The following is a 22,956-nucleotide window of genomic DNA, read 5'->3' as shown; positions in this document are numbered from 1 at the left end:
CTTAACCCCGGTAGGTGACGGTTTTCACCGCCTCTACCACATCCGCAACGCTCGGCAGAGCCAGCTTTTCGAGGTTCGCTGCATAGGGCATCGGAACGTCCTTGCCGCAAACCGTAATGACCGGCGCATCCAGATAATCAAAGGCGCGCTGCATGACCTGGCTGGCGATGTGATCGCCGACCGAATTCTGCGGGAAGCCTTCTTCGATGGTCACGAGCCGGTTCGTCTTCTTCACCGAAGCGAGGATCGTGTCGAAATCTAGGGGCCGTATGGTGCGCAGATCGATGATTTCCGCATCGATGCCCATTTCACGCAGTTCCAGCTCCGCCTTAACGGCATAGGTCATGCCGATACCAGCAGACACGATCGTCACATCCTTGCCCTGCTTGTGAATGCGCGCCTTGCCGATCGGCAAAACGAAATCATCGAGCTTCGGCACGTCAAAGGACTGGCCGTACAGGATCTCGTTCTCGAGGAAGATCACCGGATTAGGATCGCGGATCGCGGCCTTCAACAGGCCCTTTGCGTCGGCAGCGGTATATGGCTGCACAACCTTCAAGCCGGGAATGTGGCTGTACCAGGCCGCGTAATCCTGGCTGTGCTGGGCACCGACGCGCGCCGCAGCACCGTTCGGTCCACGGAACACGATCGGCGCGCCCATCTGGCCGCCCGACATGTAAAGTGTCTTCGCCGCCGAGTTGACGATCTGGTCGATCGCCTGCATCGCGAAGTTGAAGGTCATGAACTCGACAATCGGCTTAAGGCCGGACATCGCCGCACCCACGCCAACGCCGGCAAAACCATGCTCGGTGATGGGCGTATCGACCACACGCTGCGGGCCGAATTCCTGAAGCAGGCCTTGGGTGATCTTGTAGGCGCCCTGATATTCTGCAACCTCTTCGCCCATGACGAAGACGTCCTGGTCACGGCGCATTTCTTCCGCCATGGCGTCGCGAAGGGCTTCACGAACGGTGGTCGCAACCATTTCCGTTCCGGCCGGGATGTCCGGATCAGCTGCGACCTCGGCCTTCGGCGTCGCGGGAACCTTTGTGTTGTCGGCCTGAGACGACGGCTCGTCCGTCGAGCGGCGCGCCTTCTCGCCCGCATCACCGGCAGAACTCACAGTCGCCTTGTCTTCCTTGTCGACGTTCGCGACCGGCGATGCTGCTGCATCTTCGGAACTAGGAGGCTTGCTGGATCCAATATCGCCAGCGCTCTCGCCGTCCTGCAGCAGAACCGCGATCGGCGTATTGACCTTCACACCTTCGGTACCGGCGGCAATCAGGATCTTGCCCAGCGTGCCTTCGTCGACGGCTTCCACTTCCATGGTCGCCTTGTCGGTCTCGATCTCGGCGATCACGTCGCCGGGGGCAACAGAATCACCCTCGTTCTTCAACCATTTCGAGAGATTGCCTTCCTCCATCGTGGGAGACAAAGCGGGCATAAGGATTTCGATCGGCATACCCGTCTCCCCTCAAAGCAGAATGTCGGTGTAGAGCTCGGATGCATCCGGCTCTGGATCGGTCTGGGCGAAATCGGCGGAGTCGGCGACGACGTCGCGAACGTCCTTATCGATCGTCTTCAACTCTTCTTCGCTGGCCCAGCCTTGCTCGATCATGCGGTTCTTAACCTGCTCGATCGGGTCGTGTTCGGAGCGCATCTTCTGCACTTCGTCCTTCGAGCGATACTTGGCCGGATCGGACATCGAGTGACCGCGATAGCGATAGGTCTGCATTTCGAGGATGATCGGACCTTGGCCGGACCGGGCATGCTCAAGCGCATATTCCGATGCCGACTTCACTGCCCGCACGTCCATGCCGTCCACCTGCATGCCAGGAATGCGGAAGGACACGCCGCGCTGCGAGAACACGGTTTCAGCCGACGAGCGGGTCACCGAAGTGCCCATTGCATAGCGGTTGTTCTCGATGACGTAGACCACGGGGAGCTTCCATAGCGAGGCCATGTTGAAGCTCTCGTAGACCTGGCCCTGGTTGGCAGCGCCGTCGCCGAAATAGGTAACGCAAACGGAGCCGTCATTGCGATACTTGTTGGCGAAAGCCAGACCAGTGCCGAGCGAAACCTGAGCGCCGACGATGCCATGGCCGCCATAGAACTTGTTCTCCTTGGAGAACATGTGCATGGAGCCGCCCTTGCCCTTGGAATAGCCGCCACGACGTCCGGTCAGCTCGGCCATCACGCCACGTGGATCCATGTCCATCGCCAGCATATGGCCGTGATCGCGATAGGCGGTGATCATCTGATCGCCCTCGCGCATGCCGAGCTTCATGCCCGTCACAACGGCTTCCTGACCGATATAGAGATGGCAGAAGCCGCCGATGAAGCCCATGCCATAAAGCTGACCAGCCTTTTCTTCAAAGCGACGGATCAGCAACATGTGCTTGTAGGCGGAAAGTTCCTGCTCCTTCGAAAGCGTCGCCGGCTGCGGAGCTTCGAGTGTTCCGCGGAACTGTGTATCTGGTTTTGCGTCAGCCTTCGCTTTCGCCGGCGATGTTCTCGCGGCAGTGGCCATGCTCGACTCCCTCAAACTGTCTCTTGGCGGACATCAACGGGGCTCGGAAGCTCCGATGCCCGGGTCGAGGCAGACGCTAGCATGCAGAAAGCCGCACCGCCATGCGCAAAATGCATGGCTGTTATGCGGCTAACCTGTTGAAAGTCGAAGAAGAAAAACGATGAACTAAAAACGGGTTCATCAAAGATTTGGAGCCAGATTAGCCGCCATGCTGGCGCAGGATGACCAATTCGTCATTGTGGGAAAGGTTCAAAGAGCGGCGTGCCTGCTCATCAAGCATGTCTTTCTCGATCGAGCCGTCCTGTAAGAGACGGACGCGCGTTTCGAGCGCGACGCGTTGACTGCGGATAGAATCAAGCTGTTTCTGCAAAGCGACTGCGCGCTCTTCCAAGGCGTACTTGGAGTAGATGCCGTACTCGCCATGCCAGGCATGGAAGCCGAAATAGGATAGAAAAACGATCGTGATGACCGGAAGAATGAGCCGGCCGAAGTTCCGTTGACGATACTGACGTGTCCACATTGGCGCGATCCGCTACTACCGCGCCAATGTGAAGGAACGTGCTTAACAGCGCGTTACAATCAGGCTCAACGAGCCCGCAAAATGCTCGTGCCGGCATATGTCGCCTGCGGTCCAAGCTCCTGCTCGATCCGAATCAACTGGTTGTACTTGGCCAACCGGTCAGAACGCGCCAGCGAGCCGGTCTTGATCTGTCCGCAGTTGGTGGCAACCGCCAGATCGGCAATCGTGGCATCTTCCGTCTCGCCCGAGCGGTGGGACATGACCGCTGTGTAGCCGGCCTTGTGGGCGGTCTCGACTGCGTCCAGAGTTTCGCTGAGTGAGCCGATCTGGTTGACCTTCACTAGGATGGAATTGGCCACGCCCATCTTGATGCCATCGCGCAATCGCGCGGTGTTTGTCACGAACAGATCGTCGCCGACGAGCTGGACGTTCTTGCCGGCCAGATCGGTCAGCGCCTTCCAGCCATCCCAATCGTCTTCAGACATGCCGTCTTCGATGGAGATGATCGGGTAATCGGCCGCCAGCTTGGCGAGATATTCTGCCTGCTCCTGCGGAGAGCGGTTCTTGCCCTCGCCTTCATAAACGTAATTGCCGTCCTTGAAGAACTCGGTTGCGGCACAATCCAAAGCGATGAACATATCCTCGCCCGGGCGGTAACCAGCCTTCTCAATCGACGCGGTGACGAAGTCGAGCGCATCGACCGCGCTCTTGAGATTAGGGGCGAAACCGCCCTCGTCGCCGACATTGGTGTTGTGGCCGGCATCCTTCAAACGCTTCTTAAGCGTGTGGAAAACCTCGGCACCCATGCGTACGGCGTCACGCAGACTTTCTGCGCCGACCGGCATGATCATGAATTCCTGGAAGTCGATCGGATTGTCGGCATGCGCGCCGCCATTGATGATGTTCATCATCGGGACCGGAAGGACGTGCGCGTTGAGGCCGCCGACATAGCGATACAGCGGCAGACCGGAGGATTGAGCAGCAGCCTTGGCGACCGCCAGCGAAACGCCGAGAATCGCATTCGCACCGAGCCGCCCCTTGTTGGCGCTGCCGTCCAGCTCGATCATTGCCTTGTCGATCTGCAACTGGTTCTCGGCGTCCATGCCGCCGATTGCATCGAAGATCTCTCCGTTGACGGCGTTGACGGCTTTCTCCACGCCCTTGCCCAGGTAACGCTCGCCACCGTCACGCAACTCAACGGCCTCATGCGCGCCGGTGGACGCGCCGGACGGCACTGCGGCGCGGCCAAAGGCACCGTCTTCAAGATGCACATCGACTTCAACCGTCGGATTGCCGCGGCTGTCTAGAATTTCGCGCCCGATGATGTCGATAATGGCCGTCATTGCTGCCTCTCCGCTATGATCTGGATCTCGCGGATGTCCTTATCGGAAGCAGGGCGAAAGGCAACAGCGGCCACGCTTCTGCCGCGCGTAAACAGCCGCAGAAGACAGTGGCATTACGGCTTAAGCGGCGTTGTTGTCAGCCTTTCGCGAGAGCATCAAACGCCATCAGGCGTTCCATCAAGGCCGGCAGCTTGTCGAGTGGAACCATGTTGGGTCCGTCCGATGGCGCATGGTCTGGATTCTGATGTGTCTCGATAAAGACGCCGGCAACACCGACAGCAACCGCCGCCCGCGCCAGAGTCTCGACATGCCGCCTTTCGCCGCCCGTAGAGCCGCCCTGCCCGCCAGGCTGCTGCACAGAATGAGTCGCATCGAAGATCACGGGTGCACCAATCTCGCGCAAGACCGGCAAGGCGCGCATGTCGGACACCAGCGTGTTGTATCCGAAGGACACGCCGCGTTCGGTTGTCAGAACATTGGCGTTTCCAGACTCAGTCACCTTGGCCACGACATTCTTCATGTCCCATGGCGCAAGGAACTGGCCCTTCTTGATGTTGACCACTTTGCCCGTGGCTGCTGCTGCGATGAGGAGGTCCGTCTGACGGCAAAGAAAGGCCGGGATCTGCAGGATGTCGACAACTTCGCCAACGATCGCGCACTGCTCTTCCGTATGCACATCCGTCAAGACCGGAAGACCGAGATCCTTCTTGATGTCAGCGAAGATCGGCAACGCAGTTTCAAGACCTGCGCCGCGCTTGCCGCCGAGCGACGTGCGGTTCGCCTTGTCGTAGCTCGTCTTGTAGATCAGGCTGATCCCCAGCTTGGACGCTATATCCTTCAGGCTTCCGGCCATGTCGAAGGCGTGCTGGCGCGTTTCCAGCTGGCAGGGACCAGCAATCAAGGTGAGTGGGAGATCGTTGCCGAAGGTAACGGAACCGACCGAGACATGCGGATTAGGATTGGTCATGATTTTGCTTCCGTAAAAAGGAACGGCACGCCCTGGCCCGCAGCCGCGTCAACGCGGAGCGATTGGCCTGCGAGCTGAACTGGAATGCTGGCAGCTTCAAAGATCGCTCGGGTTGCAGACAGATCCGCTACGCCAAATTCGATCGCAGCAAACTGCAGTGTCGGATCGGCTTCATCCCAACTTGCGTTGCCAAGAAGCGCATTCGCGGAAGCTGGTGTCAGAACCGTGATCAGCGACGTACCGGCTTGAAGTTCGAAGCCGTTCTCGCTTCGGACCGGTTCGGCATGATCCATCAATGTCGTCAGAAGCATCTCGAAGTGATGCGGTTCAGGAGCAACGAGAATCACGCGCCGCAACGCCGTGACGCCGTTCGCATGACGCGTCAGCGGCGTGCGATCAACGGCCGGAACACCCACGCGCTCGCAGGTAAAGAACAGCGCGTCTGGCGCACGAAGATCGCCCGCGAAAGCGAGCAGGAAGCTTGCTTCACCCGTCGTGCCATCAGGACCGACGAAGGGCCGCGAGAAGCGCAGCATCTCGCCTCGCGACACAGAGTTGGCTCGGAAGCGCGCATCATCGGCGGCCGCATCCTGGGTGCCCAGCACCAGCGCCGATAGTCCGTCCTGTGCGACGCGGGTGCGAAAAATTGTATCGTGCCCCACAAAGACATTGCCGGCCTTCACAGCCTCAGCTGCGCTTTCCTGATCCGCCACCGCGAGTGGTTCAAGAAAGGTGCCGTCAGCTAGGTAGACGCAGGCGTTTGCCGTGCCGAAAGGATGCTGCCCGCGCGGCGCGACCTGAAAGCCGAGCGCCTGGTAGCGGGCTTCGGCAGTGGAAAGATCGTCAACAGGCAAAACGAGGTGGTCGAGGGGACGAAGTTGAGCGCTCATCCACGCCCTCTGCCTGAAATCATTGTCGGGTTCAAGACACCGCCCGCAACCCGACTGATCGCCACCTTAGACCAAACGGCTCTGTGCCATCGCCGCCCGCACGAAGCTTGCAAACAACGGATGCGGTTCGAATGGTCGGCTCTTCAGCTCCGGATGATACTGAACGCCGATGAACCAGGGATGGTCGGCATATTCGATCGTTTCCGGCAGAACGCCATCGGGGCTCATACCGGCGAAAACCAGACCGCAGGCTTCCAGCCGCTCCTTGTAGTCGATGTTGACTTCGTAGCGGTGGCGATGGCGTTCGACGATTTGGCTGTCGCCATAGATTTCGGCGATGCGTGACCCTTCCTTGAGGCGAGCATCGTATGCGCCGAGCCGCATCGTGCCGCCGAGATCACCAGCGGCCTGGCGCTTCTCTAGCATGTTGCCCTTCAGCCATTCGGTCATGAGACCGACAACGGGTTCATTCGTCTTGCCGAACTCGGTCGATGAGGCGTGTTCGATGCCAGCGAGTGACCGGGCAGCTTCAAGGCAGGCCATCTGCATGCCGAAGCAGATGCCAAAGTACGGCACTTTCCGCTCTCTGGCGAACTTGGCAGCGAGGATCTTGCCCTCGGAGCCTCGCTCACCAAAGCCGCCGGGAACGAGGATGCCGTGAACCTTCTCCAGGAATGGGGCCGGATCTTCCTTTTCGAAGACCTCGCTCTCGATCCAGTCCAGCTTTACCTTGACGCGATTGGCGATGCCGCCATGCGCCAGCGCCTCGATCAGCGACTTATAGGCGTCCTTCAGGCCGGTATACTTGCCGACAATGGCGATCGTGACTTCGCCTTCCGGATTGTGGATGCGGTCGGCCACCTCCCCCCAGCGCTCCATGCGCGGCTTCGGAGCCGGATCGATGCCGAAAGCCGTCAGCACTTCGCTGTCCAGGCCCTCTCCATGATAAGCCATGGGCACATCATAGATATTGGCGACGTCCAGCGCCTGGATGACAGCCGATTCGCGCACATTGCAGAACAGCGAAAGCTTGCGACGCTCTTCGCGCGGAATAGCGCGGTCAGCGCGGACCAAGAGGATGTCTGGAGCTATACCAAGCGCCTGCAACTCCTTGACGGAATGCTGGGTGGGCTTGGTCTTCAACTCGCCCGCCGCCGGGATGAACGGCATCAGCGTCAAGTGGATATAGACGGCCTGCCCGCGCGGCAATTCGTTGCCAAGCTGACGGATCGCTTCCAGGAACGGCATCGCTTCGATGTCGCCCACAGTCCCGCCGATTTCGCAAAGCACGAAGTCGTAGTCGTCATTGCCTTCGCGAACGAAGTTCTTGATCTCGTCGGTAACGTGCGGGATGACCTGAACTGTCGCACCCAGATAATTGCCGCGACGTTCGCGTTCGATGATGTTCTTGTAGATGCGACCCGTGGTGATGTTGTCGCGGGCATTGGCCGAGCGGCCTGTAAAGCGCTCGTAATGGCCGAGGTCGAGGTCGGTCTCCGCACCGTCGTCGGTGACGAAAACCTCGCCGTGCTGGTAGGGCGACATCGTGCCCGGATCAACGTTGAGATAAGGGTCGAGCTTACGGATCCTCACGCGGTATCCGCGTGCCTGCAACAGAGCTCCAAGAGCCGCTGCTGCTATGCCTTTGCCAAGTGAGGAGACCACGCCGCCGGTGATGAAAACATATCGCGCCATGGGATTTATCGCTTAGCTCTTGCGGATCGATTCCGCCAGTCAAAATTGACAGTCGCCGCCCTTAGCGGTCACTGCCCTGTGCACAAAAGAAAGAGGCCGGCGAACCGGCCTCCCTCGAAGTCTCATATAGCCTGAAAAGATTACAGGACGACGATCTGAGCGCCCATTGGAACGCGCTGGTACAATTCCATCACGTGTTCGTTGATCATCCGGAAGCAACCGTTGGATGCTGCGCTGCCAATCGATTCAGGCTGCGTCGTGCCATGGATGCGGATGTGGGTGTCCGTCTTCCCCTGATAAAGATAGATCGCACGCGCGCCCAAAGGGTTGCTCGGGCCACCGTTCATACCGTCTTTGTACTGTCCATATTTCTTGGGCTCACGCGCCTGCATGTCCTTGGTCGGGAACCACCGCGGCCATTCCTGTTTGTCCCCAACCGTTCCGGTGCCCTTGAACGCCAAACCTTCCTTGCCGACGGCGATGGCATAACGACGTGCCGTATCGCGGGATTCAACGAGGTAAAGACGACGAGCAGTGGTGTCGATGACGATCGTACCCTTCTCATAGCCCGAGAACGCAACCGTCTGCGGTTCGAACTCGGCCTTTACCTTGAAGGGCTTGGCAGCGGCGCGAGCGGCCAGCTTGCCGTCCAGCGTCTGCGTTTCCGGCAGGTAGCGCGGCGGCGCGTCTTCGCCGAAGATGGTCTTGAAGAAGCCACCCTGCGGACGCTGCACGCTGCGCAACTCGCCATTGTTGCCTTCCACGGCGACGTCCACCGTCGGCATGGTGGAAACAGGCTGCACCATCTGCGGCATTGCTACAGTGCGAGCGACCGGCTTGGTCTGTGAAACGGTGTTGGCTTGCGGAACAGATTTAGAAACAGACTTCTTCGTGTCCGCTGCCGAAGTCTTCTTTGCAGCTGCACCCTTCGCAGGGGCAGCGCCGGGCTTGCCCGTCGCACCGGTGGTCACCGTCTGGGCGTCCAGCTTGCGCTGATACATTCCAGCGAAGTCGAAACCACGATCTCCGCCTGCATGGGCTGGAGACACGTAAACAACAGCCGAGCAAAGGCCGGCAACAACAAGGTCACGGAGCAGCATGGGCAAACCTGATTTGACTAAAACGAAGGAGACTCGCGCTTAGGCGATCGCCTGACGCCACCTTCGTCGTTCTTGGTAGTCCCAACTGATCGAAGGCTCAAGAACCTCGTGCCATCCCAAGTGATCGGAACGGCCTGCCGTCGCATCTTTGCAACAGGCTGTGTCCATACGGGCACAGCCTGCATGGCATCCTTATTGACCAGACGGAACCGTGTTACTGCTCTGAGGCGCTGTGCCTTCTGTAGCAGGTGCAGCAGGCACGTTGCCCGCCGGTGCGCCAACCGCTGGTGAGTCAGGTGCCGGGGTGTTTGCAGCGGGCGCAGCAGGGGCGGCCGGAGCATCGCCGGATGGTGGCGTGGCCGGCGCTGGTGTTGCAGGCACTGCTGGCGTCGACGGGCTGCCACCAAGCTGGTCAAGCACACCATTGCCGTTTCCGGCAGGTGCGGTCTGTGTCTGACCAGGTACGTTGTTTGGAAGACGGTCGAGGATATCTAGCGGATCGTTGCCGTAATATCGCGCGAGCAAGGACAACGCGAGCGATGTAATGAAGAACGCCGTGGCCAGGATGGCTGTGGTCCGCGTCAAGGCATTGGCAGCGCCGCGCGCCGTCATGAAGCCCGAACCGCCGCCCACGCCCAGGCCGCCGCCTTCAGAGCGCTGCACAAGAACCACGCCTACGAGTGCAAGCACGATCAGGAGGTGAATGACGATGATGACAGTCTGCATGGTTGGGTCCGGAAATATCGGAGGCGGCGACTAGCGCCGACAAAAAAGGATTGGGCGGCTCACTACACGCAAACGCGGGCCAATCCAAGTCCTGCAGCCTGCCGCGCATTGATACCGTATATGGGTGCCCTTGACTAACGACGCAACGCGTCAGCTCAAACCTTCATAAGCTTCGGCAACGGCAAGGAAATCGGCAGCCTTGAGGCTCGCACCGCCTACCAACGCGCCGTCGACATTGGCGACACCCAGTAAGTCTCGCGCATTGGAAGGCTTTACCGAGCCGCCATAGAGAATGCGGATCTTGGCGGCTTCTTCACCGACCAAACGCGTGAGTTCCTGGCGGATATGCGCATGCGCCTGCTCGACATCCCGCACGGTCGGGGTCAGGCCCGTTCCAATGGCCCAGACGGGTTCATAGGCGATGATCAACCCTTGTGCGGTCGACGAAGACGGAACCGATCCGGTCAGTTGTTCAGACAGGACACGCAACGCTTCGCCGTTCACGCGCTGCTCGTGAGTCTCGCCGATACAAAGAACTGCTTGCAGGCCTGCTCGCCAAGCTGCTTCTGTTTTTGCCTTCACATTTGCGTTGGTTTCGCCGTGATCGGAGCGTCGTTCCGAATGGCCAACGATCACGAACTTGGCGCCAGCATCACGCAGCATTTCGGCTGAAATGTCGCCGGTGTGGGCTCCGGTTTCGCTGGCATGACAATCTTGCCCGCCGACTTTCACCGGCGTGTCCTTGATCCGTTCGCAGGCGCGGGAAAGCAGCGTTGCAGGCACGCAAATCAACGCGTCCGTCTGTGCATCCAGTCCGTGCATGAAGCCTTGGCCGATCCGCGAAAGCTCGTCGAGTGACGAACTCACGCCGTTCATCTTCCAGTTGCCCGCGACCAGCGGACGGATGCCAGGGGTCATGCTCTTCTCCTCACCTCATGAACAGGCGGGTGCCTGCGTACCAAATTACGGCGACAAAGCAATCGACACTGCCTGCGCCACGGGCTATTGCCGCTTCAAGCGCCCTCACCTACTCCAGTTGGGGCTGTAATCTTTAGCCAAACGGACTTCTCATGCTGACTTTCCTGCGAAGCGCTGCCGGAACCTGGATCTCCAAGCTGCTCCTGATTCTGCTTGTCGTGAGCTTCGTCGTTTGGGGCGTTTCGGCGCAGCTGGTGAACGGAACGGGCACAAACAACGTCATCACTGCGGGCGACGCGCATGTTTCCCAGCAGGATTTCCGTCTCGCCTATGACCGGCAGATAAACCTTTACTCGCAGCAATTCGGAACCCGGATCACGCGCGAACAGGCGCGATCCTTCGGCATCGAGGATCAGGTGGTTGCCCAGCTGGTGGCCGGCGCTCTTCTGGATCAGCAGGCGCGCACCATGGGCCTTGGTGTCTCTCAAGACCGTGTCGCCGCGCTGACAGCGTCCGACCAGGCGTTCCACGGGCCCGATGGTCAGTTCAACCGCCAGCAGTTTCAGAACGTGCTGAGCCAGGCTGGCATGCGTCCTCAGGATTACCTGCTCAATCGCGAGCAGGTCGCGCTTCGCCAGCAGATCGTTGAAGCGGTGTCCGATGGCATGACGGCGCCTGACGCATTCATGCGGGCGGCTGCCCTATACCGCGGAGAGGATCGCACCGTGGATTACGTTGTTCTGCCACTCTCGCTGGTCGACGCGGTGGAAGAGCCGAGCGCTGCTGATCTGCAAACCTATTTCGATCAGAACAAAGCCGAGTTCGCTGCGCCGGAATACCGCAAAATTTCCTATGTCCGCATGGAGCCAGCTGACATTGCTGATCCCAATTCGGTCTCAGAAGAGCAGGTTCAGAGCGACTACGGAAAGAACAAGGCCCGCTTCACGACGCCTGAGCGCCGCAAGATCGAGCAGCTAGTTTTTGGCAACGAGGCCGGCGCACAAGCTGCCGTAGAAGCGATCCGTAACGGCTCGACCTTCGAGTCGATCGTATCGGCGCAAAGCAAGACGATCGATGATGTTCAACTCGGCACGCTCGCCAAAACTGAAATTGCGGATAAAGCCATCGCTGACGCAGCCTTCGGCCTTTCGGCTGGGCAAGTCAGCGACGTCGTGAAGGGCAACTTCGGGTCTGTGCTGGTGAGGGTTACGCAGATCACGCCTGAGGTCGTCCGTCCCATGGCGGAAGTCGGTGACCAGATCCGTCGCGATCTGGCTTTGAGCGAAGCAAACCGGATCCTTCTGGATGCTCATGATCGCTTTGAAGACGCCCGCGGTGGCGGTGCCAGGCTTGCCGAAGCCGCACAGCAGCTCAATCTGCGCGTAACAACGATCGATGCCGTTGATCGTCAGGGACGCCGTCCAGACGGCTCCGTAGTGGATGACCTGCCGGCTTCCGCCCAGATGCTGCAGCAGGCGTTTGAAACCGAGGTAGGTGCTGACAATCCAGGCATGCAAACTGATGCCAAGGGCTACGTCTTCTTCGACCTTGATGCCATCGCCCCAGCGCGCGATCGTACCCTCGACGAAGTCCGCGATCAGGTGGTTGAGAACTGGAAGGATGAGCAGGCTGCTTCCCGGCTTTCGGCCCGTGCGGCTGACGCGCAGAAGCGTCTTTCCGACGGAGTAGCGACGCTGGACCAGATAGCATCGGAGACAGCTCAGCAGAAACAGACGAAGCGTGGTCTGAAGCGCGATGCCGATGATGTTGAATTCGGGCGAGAAGGCGTTGCCGCTGTGTTCAGCGTCGGCCAGGGCGGATCGAAAGTAACGCCCGCGCCTCAGGATGGCACACAAATCGTGTTCCAGGTCACCGAGATTTCTGAGCCGGTCGCAGCGGATGCTGCAAGCCTCGGCGAGGAGCAGGCCCGACGCTTCAACACCGGTGTCGCGGATGATTTGCTGGATCAGCTGGTTGCTCGTTTGCAGGGCGAGTACAGCGTGCAGGTCAATCGCGCCGCCATTGATCGCGCTCTGGCGTTCTGAACATGGCTGACCTGAAAACCTATATCGGAAAGGCGGCGCAAGGAACCGCGCTGTCCTTCGATGAGGCCAGGCATGCCTTCGACATCATCATGTCGGGACAAGCGACGCCAAGCCAGATCGGCGGTTTTCTGATGGCTCTGCGTGTGCGCGGCGAAACCGTGGAAGAAATTTCCGGCGCAGTAGCGACGATGCGCGCCAAGATGCTGCGCGTCGAGGCTCCGGCCGATGCTGTGGACATCGTGGGGACTGGCGGCGATCAGTCCGGCTCCTACAACGTCTCGACCTGCGCCGCTTTTATCGTGGCCAGTGCCGGCGTTTCAGTCGCGAAGCACGGCAATCGGGCGTTGTCGTCGCGGTCTGGTGCGGCCGATACGCTCATGGCACTCGGCATCGACGTCGAGATCAGCCCCCCCCATATCAGCCGTTGCATCCGTGAAGTCGGCCTCGGCTTCATGTTTGCGCCTGCGCATCACTCGGCCATGCGGCATGTCGGCCCGAGCCGTGTCGAGCTTGGTACGCGGACGATCTTCAATCTGCTTGGACCTTTGTCGAACCCGGCCGGTGTTTCGAGGCAACTCGTTGGTGTCTTCGCACCCGAGTGGGTCGAACCGATCGCGCACGTTCTGAAGGGACTGGGGGGTACATCGATCTGGGTCGTTCACGGGGAAGGCCTCGACGAGATGACAACAGCCGGCACCACGATGGTGGCGTCGGTGGAAGATGGTGTTGTCCGAACCTTCGAAGTGACACCTGAAGAAGTTGGGCTGCCGAGGGTGCAACTTGACGATCTTCGTGGAGGCGACGCCGAGCACAATGCAGCCGCCTTGCGCGCAGTCTTGGCCGGCGAGCAGAACCCGTACCGCGATATCGCTGTTTTGAACGCCGCCGCCGCCTTCATCGTCGCAAACAAAGTTGCAAACTTGGCGGACGGTATCGCTCTTGCTCGTGAGTCGATCGATAGCGGCAGCGCCCTTTCGATACTCGAACGTCTTGTTGCGATGTCCAGCGAGAAGCCGTCATGAGCGACATTCTGGCGAAGATCGAGGTCTACAAGCGTGAGGAAATCGCTGCGGCAAAAGCTGCGTTGCCGTTCCACGAACTGCGCGCTGAGCTTGCCGATCTCGATACGCCGCGCGGCTTTCAGAATGCCATCGAGAGCAAACGAGCCGATGGCGCGTTCGCGCTGATCGCCGAGATCAAGAAAGCCAGCCCTTCGAAGGGCTTGATTCGTGCGGACTTCGATCCGCCATCTCTTGCCGCTGCCTATGAAGCAGGTGGCGCGGCGTGCCTTTCGGTTCTGACGGATGCGCCATCTTTCCAAGGATCGCCCGATTACCTGAAAGCTGCGAAGCAGGCTTGCTCCCTGCCCGCTTTGCGCAAGGATTTCTTGTTCGACCCGTATCAGGTCTACGAAGCCCGCCTTTGGGGTGCCGACGCGATCCTCATCATCATGGCGAGCCTCAACGATGACGATGCACGCGTGTTGGAAGACGCTGCGTTGGAGGTCGGCATGGATGCGCTGATCGAGGTGCACAATGAAGCTGAGATGGAGCGTGCGCTGAAACTCTCGTCGCGGCTGATTGGCATCAACAATCGCGACCTGCGGACCTTCCACGTCGATCTCGCCGTTTCCGAACGGCTGGCTGCGGACTTCCCGAGTGATCGTCTTTTGGTAGGGGAAAGCGGGATCTTCACCCACCACGACTGTCTGCGCCTTGCTCGCTCAGGCATTGGAACCTTCCTCGTGGGCGAAAGCCTTATGCGCCAGCCGGATGTTGAGGCTGCAACACGGGCACTGCTGGAAGGCAGCGAAGCAATCAGGATTTCATGATGAGCACCCTCACCCATCTCGGCAGCAACGGCGAAGCCAACATGGTGGATGTCGGATCGAAAGCCGAGACGGAACGCACCGCCATTGCTGAAGGCTTGGTGCTGATGCGGCCCGAAACCCTTTCGATCATCATGGAAGGGAACGCCAAAAAGGGAGACGTGATCGCGACGGCGCGCATCGCCGGCATCATGGCCGCCAAGAAAACACACGAGCTAATTCCGCTTTGCCATCCTCTCCTTCTCAACAAAGTGTCGGTGGAGATCGAGGCCGATCCCGCATTGCCGGGTTTGCGTGTCACCGGTCTTGCGCGTGTGAGTGGCAAGACAGGTGTTGAGATGGAAGCGCTGACCGCTGTTTCCGTCGCCTGCCTCACGGTCTATGATATGGCAAAGGCCGTTGACCGCTCCATGACCATCACCAGCGTCCGGCTTGTGGAGAAGTCTGGCGGCAAGTCGGGAGACTTCCGCGCGGGAGATCAGTAAATGGCCCTTCTGCCTGTCCGCGACGTTTTTGAGCGCCTGCTTGGCGATGTTGAGAACCTGCCAGCAGAGGATGTGCCTCTCGTAGATGCGGACAACCGAGTTCTTGCGACAGCGCTGGAAGCACGTCGCACGCAGCCACCCTTCGATGCATCTGCCATGGATGGTTATGCCGTTCGTGCAGAAGACACGTCAGACGCGAACAATCCGCTGGAGATCATTGGCGAATCGGCTGCTGGGCATCGATTTGGCGGAAGGATCGAGGCAGGCCAGGCCGTTCGGATTCTGACCGGCGCGCCGATTCCAGACGGTGCTGACACCGTACTAATCCAAGAAAACACCCGGCGTCTTGGCGATCGCCATATCCTCGCAACCGAGCCGGCTGTGCGCGGGCGAAACATCCGCCATGCCGGTCTGGATTTTGCGGAGGGCGATATCCTTCTTCTCGGCGGACGTTTGCTGGATGCAGGTGCGCTGTCGCTCGCTGCTGCAGCGAACCATCCTTCTTTGCCAGTGATACGCAAACCTCGAGTGGCCATCATCGCGACCGGTGATGAGCTTGTTCTACCGGGTTCTGTTCCCGGTCCGGATCAGATCATCGCCTCGAACAGCTATGGCGTTGCCGCGATCGCGCGGGCAGCCGGCGCGGCGGTTCTCGACTTCGGCGTCGTTTACGATGATCGAGCGAAGATCGCAGCCGTCGTCGCCGAGGCACGCCAGAAAGCGGACATCATCGTCACGCTCGGCGGAGCATCGGTAGGCGACCATGACCTCGTTCGTTCGGTTCTGGAAGCGGAAGGCATGCGCCTCGACTTCTGGAAGATCGCGATGCGTCCGGGCAAGCCGTTGATGTTTGGGAGACTTGATCAAACCCGCGTGCTGGGCTTGCCGGGCAACCCAGTCGCGAGCCTGGTCTGCTCCCACCTTTTCCTTGCGCCGCTTGTCGCCAAGCTCGGTGGACGCCCGCACAGTTTCGACATCCGCAACGCAACCTTGACGGCGCCGCTGCGCGAGAATGACCAACGCCAGGATTACATTCGCGCAACGTCAGAACAGCGGCCGGATCGAATGGCAGCTACTCCCTTCGTGCTTCAGGATTCGTCCATGCTGAACACGCTGGCTCGGGCGGATTGTTTGATCATCCGCCCGCCGTTTGCGCCCGCCGCGGAAGCCGGCGATCTCGTCCAAGTCATGATGATCCGCTAAGCCGCAGCCGTTTGCGCCAAGCGCGCAAGCTGCGTCATGACAATCGCCGAGCCAGACAGCCGTTTGTCCGGCGTGGTCCAATCGCGAATGAAGACGATGCTTTGATCAGGCCGGATCTTGGCCTGCGATCCTTGTTCGCCCACAAACTTGACGAGCCCCACCGGATCCAAGAACTGCTTCTCGCGAAACTGGATAACAACGCCCTTCGGACCGGCGTCCAGCTTTTCGACATTGGCCTGCCGACACAGCGTCTTGATGAAGACGATCTTGAGAAGGTGCTGCACTTCTTCCGGCAAAGGTCCGAACCGGTCAATAAGCTCAGCGCCAAAAGCATCGATCTCCGAGGAGCCTTCCAGCTCGGCAATGCGGCGATAAAGGCTGAGACGCAACTGGAGATCCGGCACGTAGCTTTCGGGGATCATGACCGCCGTACCGACCGAAATCTGTGGCGACCAGTTGCCGTCCGCGACTTCGCCTGTACCCTTCAACTCTGCAACGGCCTCTTCCAGCATCTGCTGGTAAAGCTCGAAGCCGACTTCCTTGATGTGGCCGGACTGCTCGTCGCCAAGCAGGTTGCCGGCGCCACGCAGATCGAGATCATGGCTGGCTAGCTGAAAACCAGCGCCGAGCGTATCGAGGGATTGCAGAACCTTCAGGCGCCGTTCTGCCGTCTGCGTCAGCAGGCGGTTGGCAGGCAGCGTGAACAGGGCGAAGGCGCGCAGCTTGGAGCGACCAACGCGGCCGCGCAACTGGTAGAGCTGCGCCAGACCGAACATGTCGGCACGATGCACGATCAGCGTGTTGGCAGTTGGGATGTCCAGACCAGACTCCACGATCGTCGTCGCCAGCAAGACGTCATATTGCCCATCATAGAAGGCGTTCATGATGTCTTCGAGCTCGGTCGGCGTCATCTGGCCGTGGGCCACGGCGACCTTTAGCTCGGGCACGGCACCGGCCAGGAAATCGCTGACCTCCTTCAGGTCAGAAATACGCGGCACGACGTAGAAGCTCTGCCCGCCGCGGAACCGCTCTCGCAGCAGTGTCTCGCGGATTACGAGTGGATCGAACGGCGAGATGAAGGTCCGCACCGCCATACGGTCAACCGGTGGCGTGGTGATGAGCGAGAGTTCCCTTACACCTGTCAGCGCCAGCTGCAGCGTTCGAGGGATCGGCGTCGCCGAAAGCGTCAGTACATGCACGTCACTCTTCAGCTCCTTCAAGCGCTCCTTGTGCTTGACGCCGAAGTGCTGCTCCTCGTCGATGATCAGAAGACCAAGCCGCTTGAACTGAATGGAGTTGGTGAGCAGCGCGTGCGTCCCAACGACAATGTCGACCTTGCCTTCTGTCAGCTCTCTCTTGGTTTCGTTCAGTTCCTTGGTGGTTACCAGCCGCGACGCCTGACGAACTGTTACAGGAAGCCCGGCGAATCGCTGTGAAAAGGTACGGAAGTGCTGACGCGCGAGCAGCGTGGTTGGGACCACAACCGCCACTTGGAATCCTTCCATGGCAGCGATGAACGCAGCACGCAGTGCCACCTCCGTTTTGCCGAAGCCGACGTCACCGCAAACGAGGCGATCCATCGGCTGACCGGCACCGAGGTCATCGCGGATGGCATCGATCGCCGCCTGCTGATCCTCGGTCTCGTCATAAGGAAAACGCGCTGCGAACTCGCCGTAGACACCTTCCGGCGGAAGCATGGCTGGCGCACCGCGCATCTTGCGCTCAGCAGCGACCTGAATGAGCTGGCCCGCCATCTCAAGCAGGCGCTTCTTCAGCTTGGCCTTGCGCGACTGCCATGCAACACCGCCCAGCTTGTCGAGCGTCGCTTCCGTTCCTTCGGAGCCATAGCGGGACAGCAGTTCAATGTTTTCGACAGGCAGAAAAAGACGATCGTCGCCGGAATAGCGGATCTCAAGGCAATCATGCGGGGCGCCAGCCGCCTGGATCGTCTGAAGCCCGACGAAGCGACCAATGCCGTGGTCGGCATGAACGACGATGTCGCCGGCAGCCAGAGAAGCGACTTCGGCGATGAAGTCCGACGCCTTCTTGCGCTTCTTGCGGCGGATCAGGCGGTCGCCGAGGATGTCTTGCTCGGCGATGACCGTCATGGTTCCGGTGGTAAAGCCAGCCTCGACCGGCAGCACGGCAAGGGCCGCCTGCCCCGGCTTCAGCTTCTCGACGCCGGCCAGACGATCCACGATGATCAGGTTCTCAAGCCCGCGCTCTTCGAGAATGGAGCTCAGGCGATCGAGCGAACCGTCGCTCCAGCCAGCAATTACCATCCGCTTGCCGGCAGCACGCTCATCGGCAATGTATTTCGCCACTGCCTCGAAGACGTTGGCTTTCGGATCGGCACGCTCTTCAGCAAAGCTGCGACCGCCATGCGAGCCCGCATGCAGCACCTTTCGGCCGCCATCGGGTGCATCGAACGGCGTGAACTCGATTGAAAGCCGGTCCTTCTCGGCCGCTAGGACATGGTCGGGTGTCAGATAGAGCAGTTCGGGGCGTATTGGCTTATAAGGAACAGCGTCGCCGAATTCCTTGCCGCTCCCTTGCGTCTTGCGGGCCTCATAGTGGTCCGTAATCAGCGTATGGCGCTCGCTGATGGCCTCGCGTGCAAGGTAATCAAAAACCACTGGCACATCAGGAAGATAGTCAAACACGCTTTCAACGCGATCGAAGAACAGCGGCAGCCAATGCTCCATGCCGGCAAAGCGCCGACCCTCGCTGATCGCAGCATAAAGCGCGTCGTCACGGCTCGGTGCACCAAAGGTGGCGACGTAGTTCTTGCGGAAACGGCTGATGCTTTCTGCATCGAGCGTAATCTCGCTCATCGGCTGCAGCACGAACTCCTTGCGCTGCCCCGTTGTACGCTGATCCGCCGGGTTAAAGGCGCGTATGGATTCCAGTGTGTCACCGAAAAAGTCGAGGCGTAAAGGCTCCGGCGTGCCGGGCACGAAAAGATCAAGGATGCCGCCGCGCACTGCAAATTCACCGACATCGCGCACCGTGCCGACGCGATCAAAGCCCTCGCTTTCAAGCCGGGCGATCAGGCTCTTCATGTCGATCTGGTTGGCAGGTCGAGCCGAGTACGATTGCGCTGCCAAAATCTCCGCAGGCGGCATCTTCTGCAGCGTCGCGTTGGCTGTCGTCAGGATCACCGCACGGTGCGGCTTCTGGCGCAGCGCAATCATCGCGCTCATAGCCTCAAGGCGACGGGCGGCCGAATCGACGCTTGGCGAGACGCGGTCATATGGAAGACAGTCCCAGGCGGGCAACTGAAGCACCGGAATCGTCGGATCGACGAAAGCGAGCGCATCCGCAAAGGCCGGCAATCGCTGGCCGTCGCGCGCAATAAAGATCACCGGGCCACTGCCGCTTTCCACAACCACACGCGCCAAGGCAAAGGCTTCAAAGCCATCGGCAACGCCATCCAGCGTGATCGCACCGAGGTTGGACTTCGGCAGACCGAGTTTTGGAAGAAGCGTCATGAGGGAAATGCCAGGCCTTGCGAACGGGAGAATGCGACGACGCGTCGGAACATCGGGGTGTCGACCGCCTCCGGGGCGGTGCGTTCGCCAGTCATGAAGGAGAAGAGGTCAACATCAGGAACATCCAGAAGCCGCTCATATTGTTCGATTTCTTCTTCGTTCAAGGTGCCGATCTCGGCGTCGGCGAATCGGCCGAGAATGAGGTCCATTTCCCGTATGCCGCGACGCCACGAACGAAGCAGCGCCTTCTTGGCGCGCGGATCGAGTCCGTCGCTGGAGCGGGTTGTACCAGTCATGGATGAGGCCTTGATGCGTTGAGAAGCGAGTTTGAACGGCGATATAACGCGGCAAGAACGAAGTGTCAGCCTTCGTAACCCGGCAGCCGGCCTTATCTTGGAAGTTCAATCGGAAACGCTTACAGCAACATCATGCGTCCACCCAAGCTCGACCCCCTGTTTGCTCCTGCGACATCGCTTGAAGGCGTTGGTCCTAAGCTCTCGGCATTGCTCAAGAATATAGTGCCTGTCGATGTCTCGGATCGGGAGGTTCGCATCGGCGACCTCATTTTCGTTCTGCCACAAGGCATGATCGATCGACGCAATCGGCCTGGTATCGCCTACGCTCCAGAAGGTGCGATCGTCACGCTGGAAGTCCGTGTGGACCGGCATCAGCCGCCACCAAGCGGCAATCGATCTGTGCCGTACAGAGTGTTTGCACATGATGACACCGGCGAGCTGGCACTGACCTTCTTCCGCGGTCATGCCACATGGCTGGAGAAGCAACTACCGGAAGGTGAGACGGTCATCGTCAGCGGTCGGATGGAGTGGTTCAACGGCCGCCCTAGCATGGTTCATCCCGACCACATAGCTTTGCTGGAAGATGCGGCATCCCTGCCGTTGCTCGAACCAGTCTACCCGCTGACATCAGGCCTTTCCGGTAAAGTCTTGCGCAAGGCATTGTCCGCCGCCGTCGAGCGAATATCCCCGCTGCCCGAGTGGCTGGATGCGAGCCTTCTTGCGCGCGAGCGTTGGCAGAGCTTCGACAGTGCCCTACGCGCGCTGCACCACTTCGAGGAGCCGGAGGATATTGCGCCTGAAAGCCCCGCCTGGCGGCGGCTGGCTTATGACGAGTTGCTTGCAAGCCAGGTCGCGCTGGCCCTTGTGCGATCGCGCATGCGGCGTCTGGCTGGACGGCCACTTGATGGTGACGGCCGAATTGTCGAGGCCGTAAAGGCTGCATTGCCCTATAGCCTCACCGGCAGCCAAGCCAATGCCCTAAAGGAGATCGAGGCCGATCTCGCAGACCCCGAACGCATGGTGCGGCTTCTGCAGGGTGACGTTGGTGCGGGCAAGACGGTTGTCGCTTTGCTTGCGATGGCGCGTGCTGCGGAAGCCGGCGGGCAGTCTGCCTTGATGGCTCCAACCGAAATCCTGGCACATCAGCATTATGCGACCATCGCACCGCTTGCGGAAAAAGCCGGTCTCACGACCGCAGTGCTGACGGGACGTGGGAAAGGCGCCGAGCGAGCCCAAATTCTTGCCGGGTTGGCGGATGGCAGCATCGATATCGTCGTCGGCACGCATGCGCTCTTCCAAGAGGGCGTCAGCTACAAGGATCTCGTTCTGGCAATCGTCGATGAGCAGCATCGCTTCGGTGTGCATCAGCGCCTGGCTATGACCGCCAAGGGGGCAGCTCCTGACATGCTGGTGATGACCGCAACGCCTATCCCGCGCACCCTCGTGTTGACTGCCTTCGGCGATATGGACGTGTCACGCCTAACCGAAAAGCCGGTCGGGCGTCAGCCGATCAAGACCGTCACCTTGCCGCTGGACCGTATTGACGAACTAGTGGAGCGCATGCGGGCTGCCGTCGCCGACGGTCAGAAGATCTATTGGATCTGCCCCCTTGTGGAGGAGTCCGAAGAGATCAAGCTGATGTCAGCGGAAGATCGCTTCAAGAAGCTTCAGCCTTTGTTCGGCGATCGGATTGGTCTGGTCCACGGCCGGATGAAAGGTACAGACAAAGACGCGGCCATGGCTGCTTTCAAGAGCGGCGAGACACGCATCCTGATTGCAACCACCGTTATCGAGGTCGGCGTGGACGTACCCGATGCCACGATCATCGTGATCGAACATGCTGAGCGCTTCGGTCTGGCGCAGCTACATCAATTGCGCGGACGCGTCGGTCGCGGCTCGAAGCCATCGACCTGCGTGCTGCTTTACAAGGAGCCAGCAGGCGAAACCGCGCGCAAGCGGCTGAGCGTCTTGCGCGACACCGAGGACGGCTTCCTCATCGCCGAAGAAGACCTCAAGCTGCGTGGCGAAGGCGAGCTGATGGGGACAAAGCAATCTGGCACCCCGGGCTTTCGCGTTGCTCGCTTGGATGTGCATTCCGATCTGCTGGAGATCGCGCGAGACGACGCCCGCTTGCTGTTACAGCGCGACCCCGACCTGAAGTCAGAACGTGGCGAGGCCATCCGCCACCTGCTTTATCTTTTCGGACGCGATGAAGCCGTGCGTCTGCTACGAGCCGGGTAACGATCCTGCCGGGAGCTTGGCTTCCACATCCGCGCGTGACCCATGGAATTCGGGCGTGACCAAGCCGGCGGAAACCAGGAAGCGAACGGCCTCTTCAATCGACATCGAAAGCGGCACGACATCCTCCTCGCGCACATACATGATGTAGCCAGTGGTGATATTCGGCGTAATGGGCCGGAACACCGCCATCACTTTGCCTTCACGCTCAGCCAGCGCCGCGTTAATCTCTGAGTCCTGCTGCTTGGGAATGAAGACGATAGACCATGTGCCACGACGCGGCCATTCAACCAGCCCAACCTTCTTGAACAGCTCGCTGCGGTTATCGAGAACCGTCGTGAAGATCTGCTTCAGGCCACGATAAACGTTTCGAGCCAGTGGGATCTGGTCGAGAATGCGCTCGCCGAACTTGAGGATCGAACCACCGATAAAGTTGGCAGCGAGGAACCCGACAAGCGTGATGAAGATCAACGCCACCACCAGGCCGAAGCCGGGGATTGCGAACGGCAGGTAGCTTTCGGGATTGTAGCGGTAGGGAATGTAGGGCTTCACCCAGCTGTCAATCAGGTGGATGAAGTACCAGGTGAGGTAGGCGGTGATCGCAAGCGGCGCGATCACGACGACGCCCGTCAGAAAGTAGTTTCTGATCCGCGCCATTCCGCGCGGCTTGATTGGATCCGC

The 22,956-nt window shown here is 59.9% G+C and carries 19 protein-coding genes; 6 read left to right on the top strand and 13 right to left on the bottom strand.

Annotated elements, in window-relative coordinates; translation table 11 throughout:
- Position 1 precedes the first annotated feature (1 nt).
- The 10 genes from IE166_RS05030 to tpiA form a co-directional block, all read right to left on the bottom strand.
- A complete protein-coding gene (locus tag IE166_RS05030) occupies positions 2 to 1,462 on the bottom strand; it encodes a pyruvate dehydrogenase complex E1 component subunit beta (protein WP_189502155.1) in 1,461 nt (486 codons plus the stop codon).
- A 12-nt stretch (positions 1,463 to 1,474) separates the two neighbouring features.
- A complete protein-coding gene (gene pdhA / locus IE166_RS05025; protein WP_189502153.1) occupies positions 1,475 to 2,530 on the bottom strand; it encodes a pyruvate dehydrogenase (acetyl-transferring) E1 component subunit alpha in 1,056 nt (351 codons plus the stop codon).
- A 199-nt stretch (positions 2,531 to 2,729) separates the two neighbouring features.
- A complete protein-coding gene (locus IE166_RS05020) occupies positions 2,730 to 3,050 on the bottom strand; it encodes an FtsB family cell division protein (RefSeq protein WP_189502151.1) in 321 nt (106 codons plus the stop codon).
- A gap of 65 nt (positions 3,051 to 3,115) precedes the next feature.
- Complete coding sequence (gene eno, locus IE166_RS05015) at positions 3,116 to 4,393, bottom strand: phosphopyruvate hydratase (protein ID WP_189502149.1); 1,278 nt, start codon at positions 4,391 to 4,393, stop codon at positions 3,116 to 3,118.
- A 136-nt stretch (positions 4,394 to 4,529) separates the two neighbouring features.
- Complete coding sequence (kdsA, locus tag IE166_RS05010) at positions 4,530 to 5,360, bottom strand: 3-deoxy-8-phosphooctulonate synthase (protein WP_189502146.1); 831 nt, start codon at positions 5,358 to 5,360, stop codon at positions 4,530 to 4,532.
- Complete coding sequence (locus IE166_RS05005) at positions 5,357 to 6,250, bottom strand: VOC family protein (RefSeq protein WP_189502144.1); 894 nt, start codon at positions 6,248 to 6,250, stop codon at positions 5,357 to 5,359. Before IE166_RS05005 ends, kdsA begins: the two co-directional genes overlap by 4 nt.
- Positions 6,251 to 6,316: 66 nt before the next feature.
- The gene (locus IE166_RS05000; RefSeq protein ID WP_189502141.1) at positions 6,317 to 7,945 is read right to left on the bottom strand and encodes a CTP synthase; all 1,629 of its coding nucleotides are present in this window, start codon (positions 7,943 to 7,945) and stop codon (positions 6,317 to 6,319) included.
- Positions 7,946 to 8,085: 140 nt separating this feature from the next.
- The gene (locus tag IE166_RS04995) at positions 8,086 to 9,045 is read right to left on the bottom strand and encodes a L,D-transpeptidase (protein ID WP_189502139.1); all 960 of its coding nucleotides are present in this window, start codon (positions 9,043 to 9,045) and stop codon (positions 8,086 to 8,088) included.
- Between the two features lie 192 nt (positions 9,046 to 9,237).
- Positions 9,238 to 9,771, bottom strand: a complete 534-nt coding sequence (secG, locus tag IE166_RS04990) for a preprotein translocase subunit SecG (RefSeq protein ID WP_189502138.1) — start codon at positions 9,769 to 9,771, stop codon at positions 9,238 to 9,240.
- A 150-nt stretch (positions 9,772 to 9,921) separates the two neighbouring features.
- Positions 9,922 to 10,689 (bottom strand): triose-phosphate isomerase, encoded by a 768-nt coding sequence (gene tpiA, locus IE166_RS04985; RefSeq protein ID WP_189502136.1) that lies wholly within the window; start codon positions 10,687 to 10,689, stop codon positions 9,922 to 9,924.
- A gap of 152 nt (positions 10,690 to 10,841) precedes the next feature.
- On the opposite strand from tpiA, the gene IE166_RS04980 reads away from it, so the two are divergent.
- From IE166_RS04980 to IE166_RS04960, 5 genes are read left to right on the top strand one after another with little or no spacing between them, the layout of a single operon-like run.
- Complete coding sequence (locus tag IE166_RS04980) at positions 10,842 to 12,734, top strand: SurA N-terminal domain-containing protein (RefSeq protein WP_189502134.1); 1,893 nt, start codon at positions 10,842 to 10,844, stop codon at positions 12,732 to 12,734.
- Positions 12,735 to 12,736: 2 nt separating this feature from the next.
- Positions 12,737 to 13,756, top strand: a complete 1,020-nt coding sequence (gene trpD, locus IE166_RS04975; RefSeq protein ID WP_189502133.1) for an anthranilate phosphoribosyltransferase — start codon at positions 12,737 to 12,739, stop codon at positions 13,754 to 13,756.
- Positions 13,753 to 14,565 (top strand): indole-3-glycerol phosphate synthase TrpC, encoded by an 813-nt coding sequence (gene trpC / locus IE166_RS04970; RefSeq protein WP_189502131.1) that lies wholly within the window; start codon positions 13,753 to 13,755, stop codon positions 14,563 to 14,565. The genes trpD and trpC overlap by 4 nt, the downstream gene beginning before the upstream one ends.
- Entirely contained in the window at positions 14,562 to 15,047 is a 486-nt protein-coding gene (gene moaC, locus IE166_RS04965; protein WP_189502129.1) for a cyclic pyranopterin monophosphate synthase MoaC, read from the top strand. The genes trpC and moaC overlap by 4 nt, the downstream gene beginning before the upstream one ends.
- Positions 15,048 to 16,250 carry a molybdopterin molybdotransferase MoeA gene (locus IE166_RS04960; protein WP_189502127.1) on the top strand — a complete coding sequence of 401 codons (1,203 nt, stop codon included), beginning with the start codon at positions 15,048 to 15,050 and terminating at the stop codon, positions 16,248 to 16,250.
- On the opposite strand, the gene mfd is transcribed toward IE166_RS04960, so the two are convergent.
- Positions 16,247 to 19,741 carry a transcription-repair coupling factor gene (mfd, locus tag IE166_RS04955; protein WP_189502126.1) on the bottom strand — a complete coding sequence of 1,165 codons (3,495 nt, stop codon included), beginning with the start codon at positions 19,739 to 19,741 and terminating at the stop codon, positions 16,247 to 16,249. The two genes, IE166_RS04960 and mfd, sit on opposite strands and share 4 nt — an antisense overlap.
- Positions 19,738 to 20,037 carry a succinate dehydrogenase assembly factor 2 gene (locus IE166_RS04950; protein WP_189502124.1) on the bottom strand — a complete coding sequence of 100 codons (300 nt, stop codon included), beginning with the start codon at positions 20,035 to 20,037 and terminating at the stop codon, positions 19,738 to 19,740. The genes mfd and IE166_RS04950 overlap by 4 nt, the downstream gene beginning before the upstream one ends.
- Positions 20,038 to 20,169: 132 nt before the next feature.
- Between IE166_RS04950 and recG the strand changes: the two genes are divergently transcribed.
- Positions 20,170 to 22,278 (top strand): ATP-dependent DNA helicase RecG, encoded by a 2,109-nt coding sequence (gene recG / locus IE166_RS04945; protein WP_189502122.1) that lies wholly within the window; start codon positions 20,170 to 20,172, stop codon positions 22,276 to 22,278.
- On the opposite strand, the gene IE166_RS04940 is transcribed toward recG, so the two are convergent.
- Positions 22,264 to 22,932: a DUF502 domain-containing protein gene (locus tag IE166_RS04940; protein WP_244641428.1), complete on the bottom strand. Its 669-nt coding sequence runs from the start codon at positions 22,930 to 22,932 to the stop codon at positions 22,264 to 22,266. The two genes, recG and IE166_RS04940, sit on opposite strands and share 15 nt — an antisense overlap.
- Between the last annotated feature and the right edge of the window lie 24 nt (positions 22,933 to 22,956).

The organism is Tianweitania populi (genome assembly GCF_014652875.1).
In the GTDB taxonomy this organism is placed as follows: Bacteria; Pseudomonadota; Alphaproteobacteria; order Rhizobiales; family Rhizobiaceae; genus Tianweitania; species Tianweitania populi.
Note: the sequence above shows the minus strand (reverse complement) of the source record. Positions and strands in the feature narration are given on the sequence as shown.

Coding starts and splice junctions, on each gene's coding strand:
- IE166_RS05030 (WP_189502155.1), bottom strand. CDS start 1,462: ATGCCGATCGAAATCCTTATGCCCGCTTTGTCTCCCACGATGGAGGAA.
- pdhA (WP_189502153.1), bottom strand. CDS start 2,530: ATGGCCACTGCCGCGAGAACATCGCCGGCGAAAGCGAAGGCTGACGCA.
- IE166_RS05020 (WP_189502151.1), bottom strand. CDS start 3,050: ATGTGGACACGTCAGTATCGTCAACGGAACTTCGGCCGGCTCATTCTT.
- eno (WP_189502149.1), bottom strand. CDS start 4,393: ATGACGGCCATTATCGACATCATCGGGCGCGAAATTCTAGACAGCCGC.
- kdsA (WP_189502146.1), bottom strand. CDS start 5,360: ATGACCAATCCTAATCCGCATGTCTCGGTCGGTTCCGTTACCTTCGGC.
- IE166_RS05005 (WP_189502144.1), bottom strand. CDS start 6,250: ATGAGCGCTCAACTTCGTCCCCTCGACCACCTCGTTTTGCCTGTTGAC.
- IE166_RS05000 (WP_189502141.1), bottom strand. CDS start 7,945: ATGGCGCGATATGTTTTCATCACCGGCGGCGTGGTCTCCTCACTTGGC.
- IE166_RS04995 (WP_189502139.1), bottom strand. CDS start 9,045: ATGCTGCTCCGTGACCTTGTTGTTGCCGGCCTTTGCTCGGCTGTTGTT.
- secG (WP_189502138.1), bottom strand. CDS start 9,771: ATGCAGACTGTCATCATCGTCATTCACCTCCTGATCGTGCTTGCACTC.
- tpiA (WP_189502136.1), bottom strand. CDS start 10,689: ATGACCCCTGGCATCCGTCCGCTGGTCGCGGGCAACTGGAAGATGAAC.
- IE166_RS04980 (WP_189502134.1), top strand. CDS start 10,842: ATGCTGACTTTCCTGCGAAGCGCTGCCGGAACCTGGATCTCCAAGCTG.
- trpD (WP_189502133.1), top strand. CDS start 12,737: ATGGCTGACCTGAAAACCTATATCGGAAAGGCGGCGCAAGGAACCGCG.
- trpC (WP_189502131.1), top strand. CDS start 13,753: ATGAGCGACATTCTGGCGAAGATCGAGGTCTACAAGCGTGAGGAAATC.
- moaC (WP_189502129.1), top strand. CDS start 14,562: ATGATGAGCACCCTCACCCATCTCGGCAGCAACGGCGAAGCCAACATG.
- IE166_RS04960 (WP_189502127.1), top strand. CDS start 15,048: ATGGCCCTTCTGCCTGTCCGCGACGTTTTTGAGCGCCTGCTTGGCGAT.
- mfd (WP_189502126.1), bottom strand. CDS start 19,741: ATGACGCTTCTTCCAAAACTCGGTCTGCCGAAGTCCAACCTCGGTGCG.
- IE166_RS04950 (WP_189502124.1), bottom strand. CDS start 20,037: ATGACTGGTACAACCCGCTCCAGCGACGGACTCGATCCGCGCGCCAAG.
- recG (WP_189502122.1), top strand. CDS start 20,170: ATGCGTCCACCCAAGCTCGACCCCCTGTTTGCTCCTGCGACATCGCTT.
- IE166_RS04940 (WP_244641428.1), bottom strand. CDS start 22,932: ATGGCGCGGATCAGAAACTACTTTCTGACGGGCGTCGTCGTGATCGCG.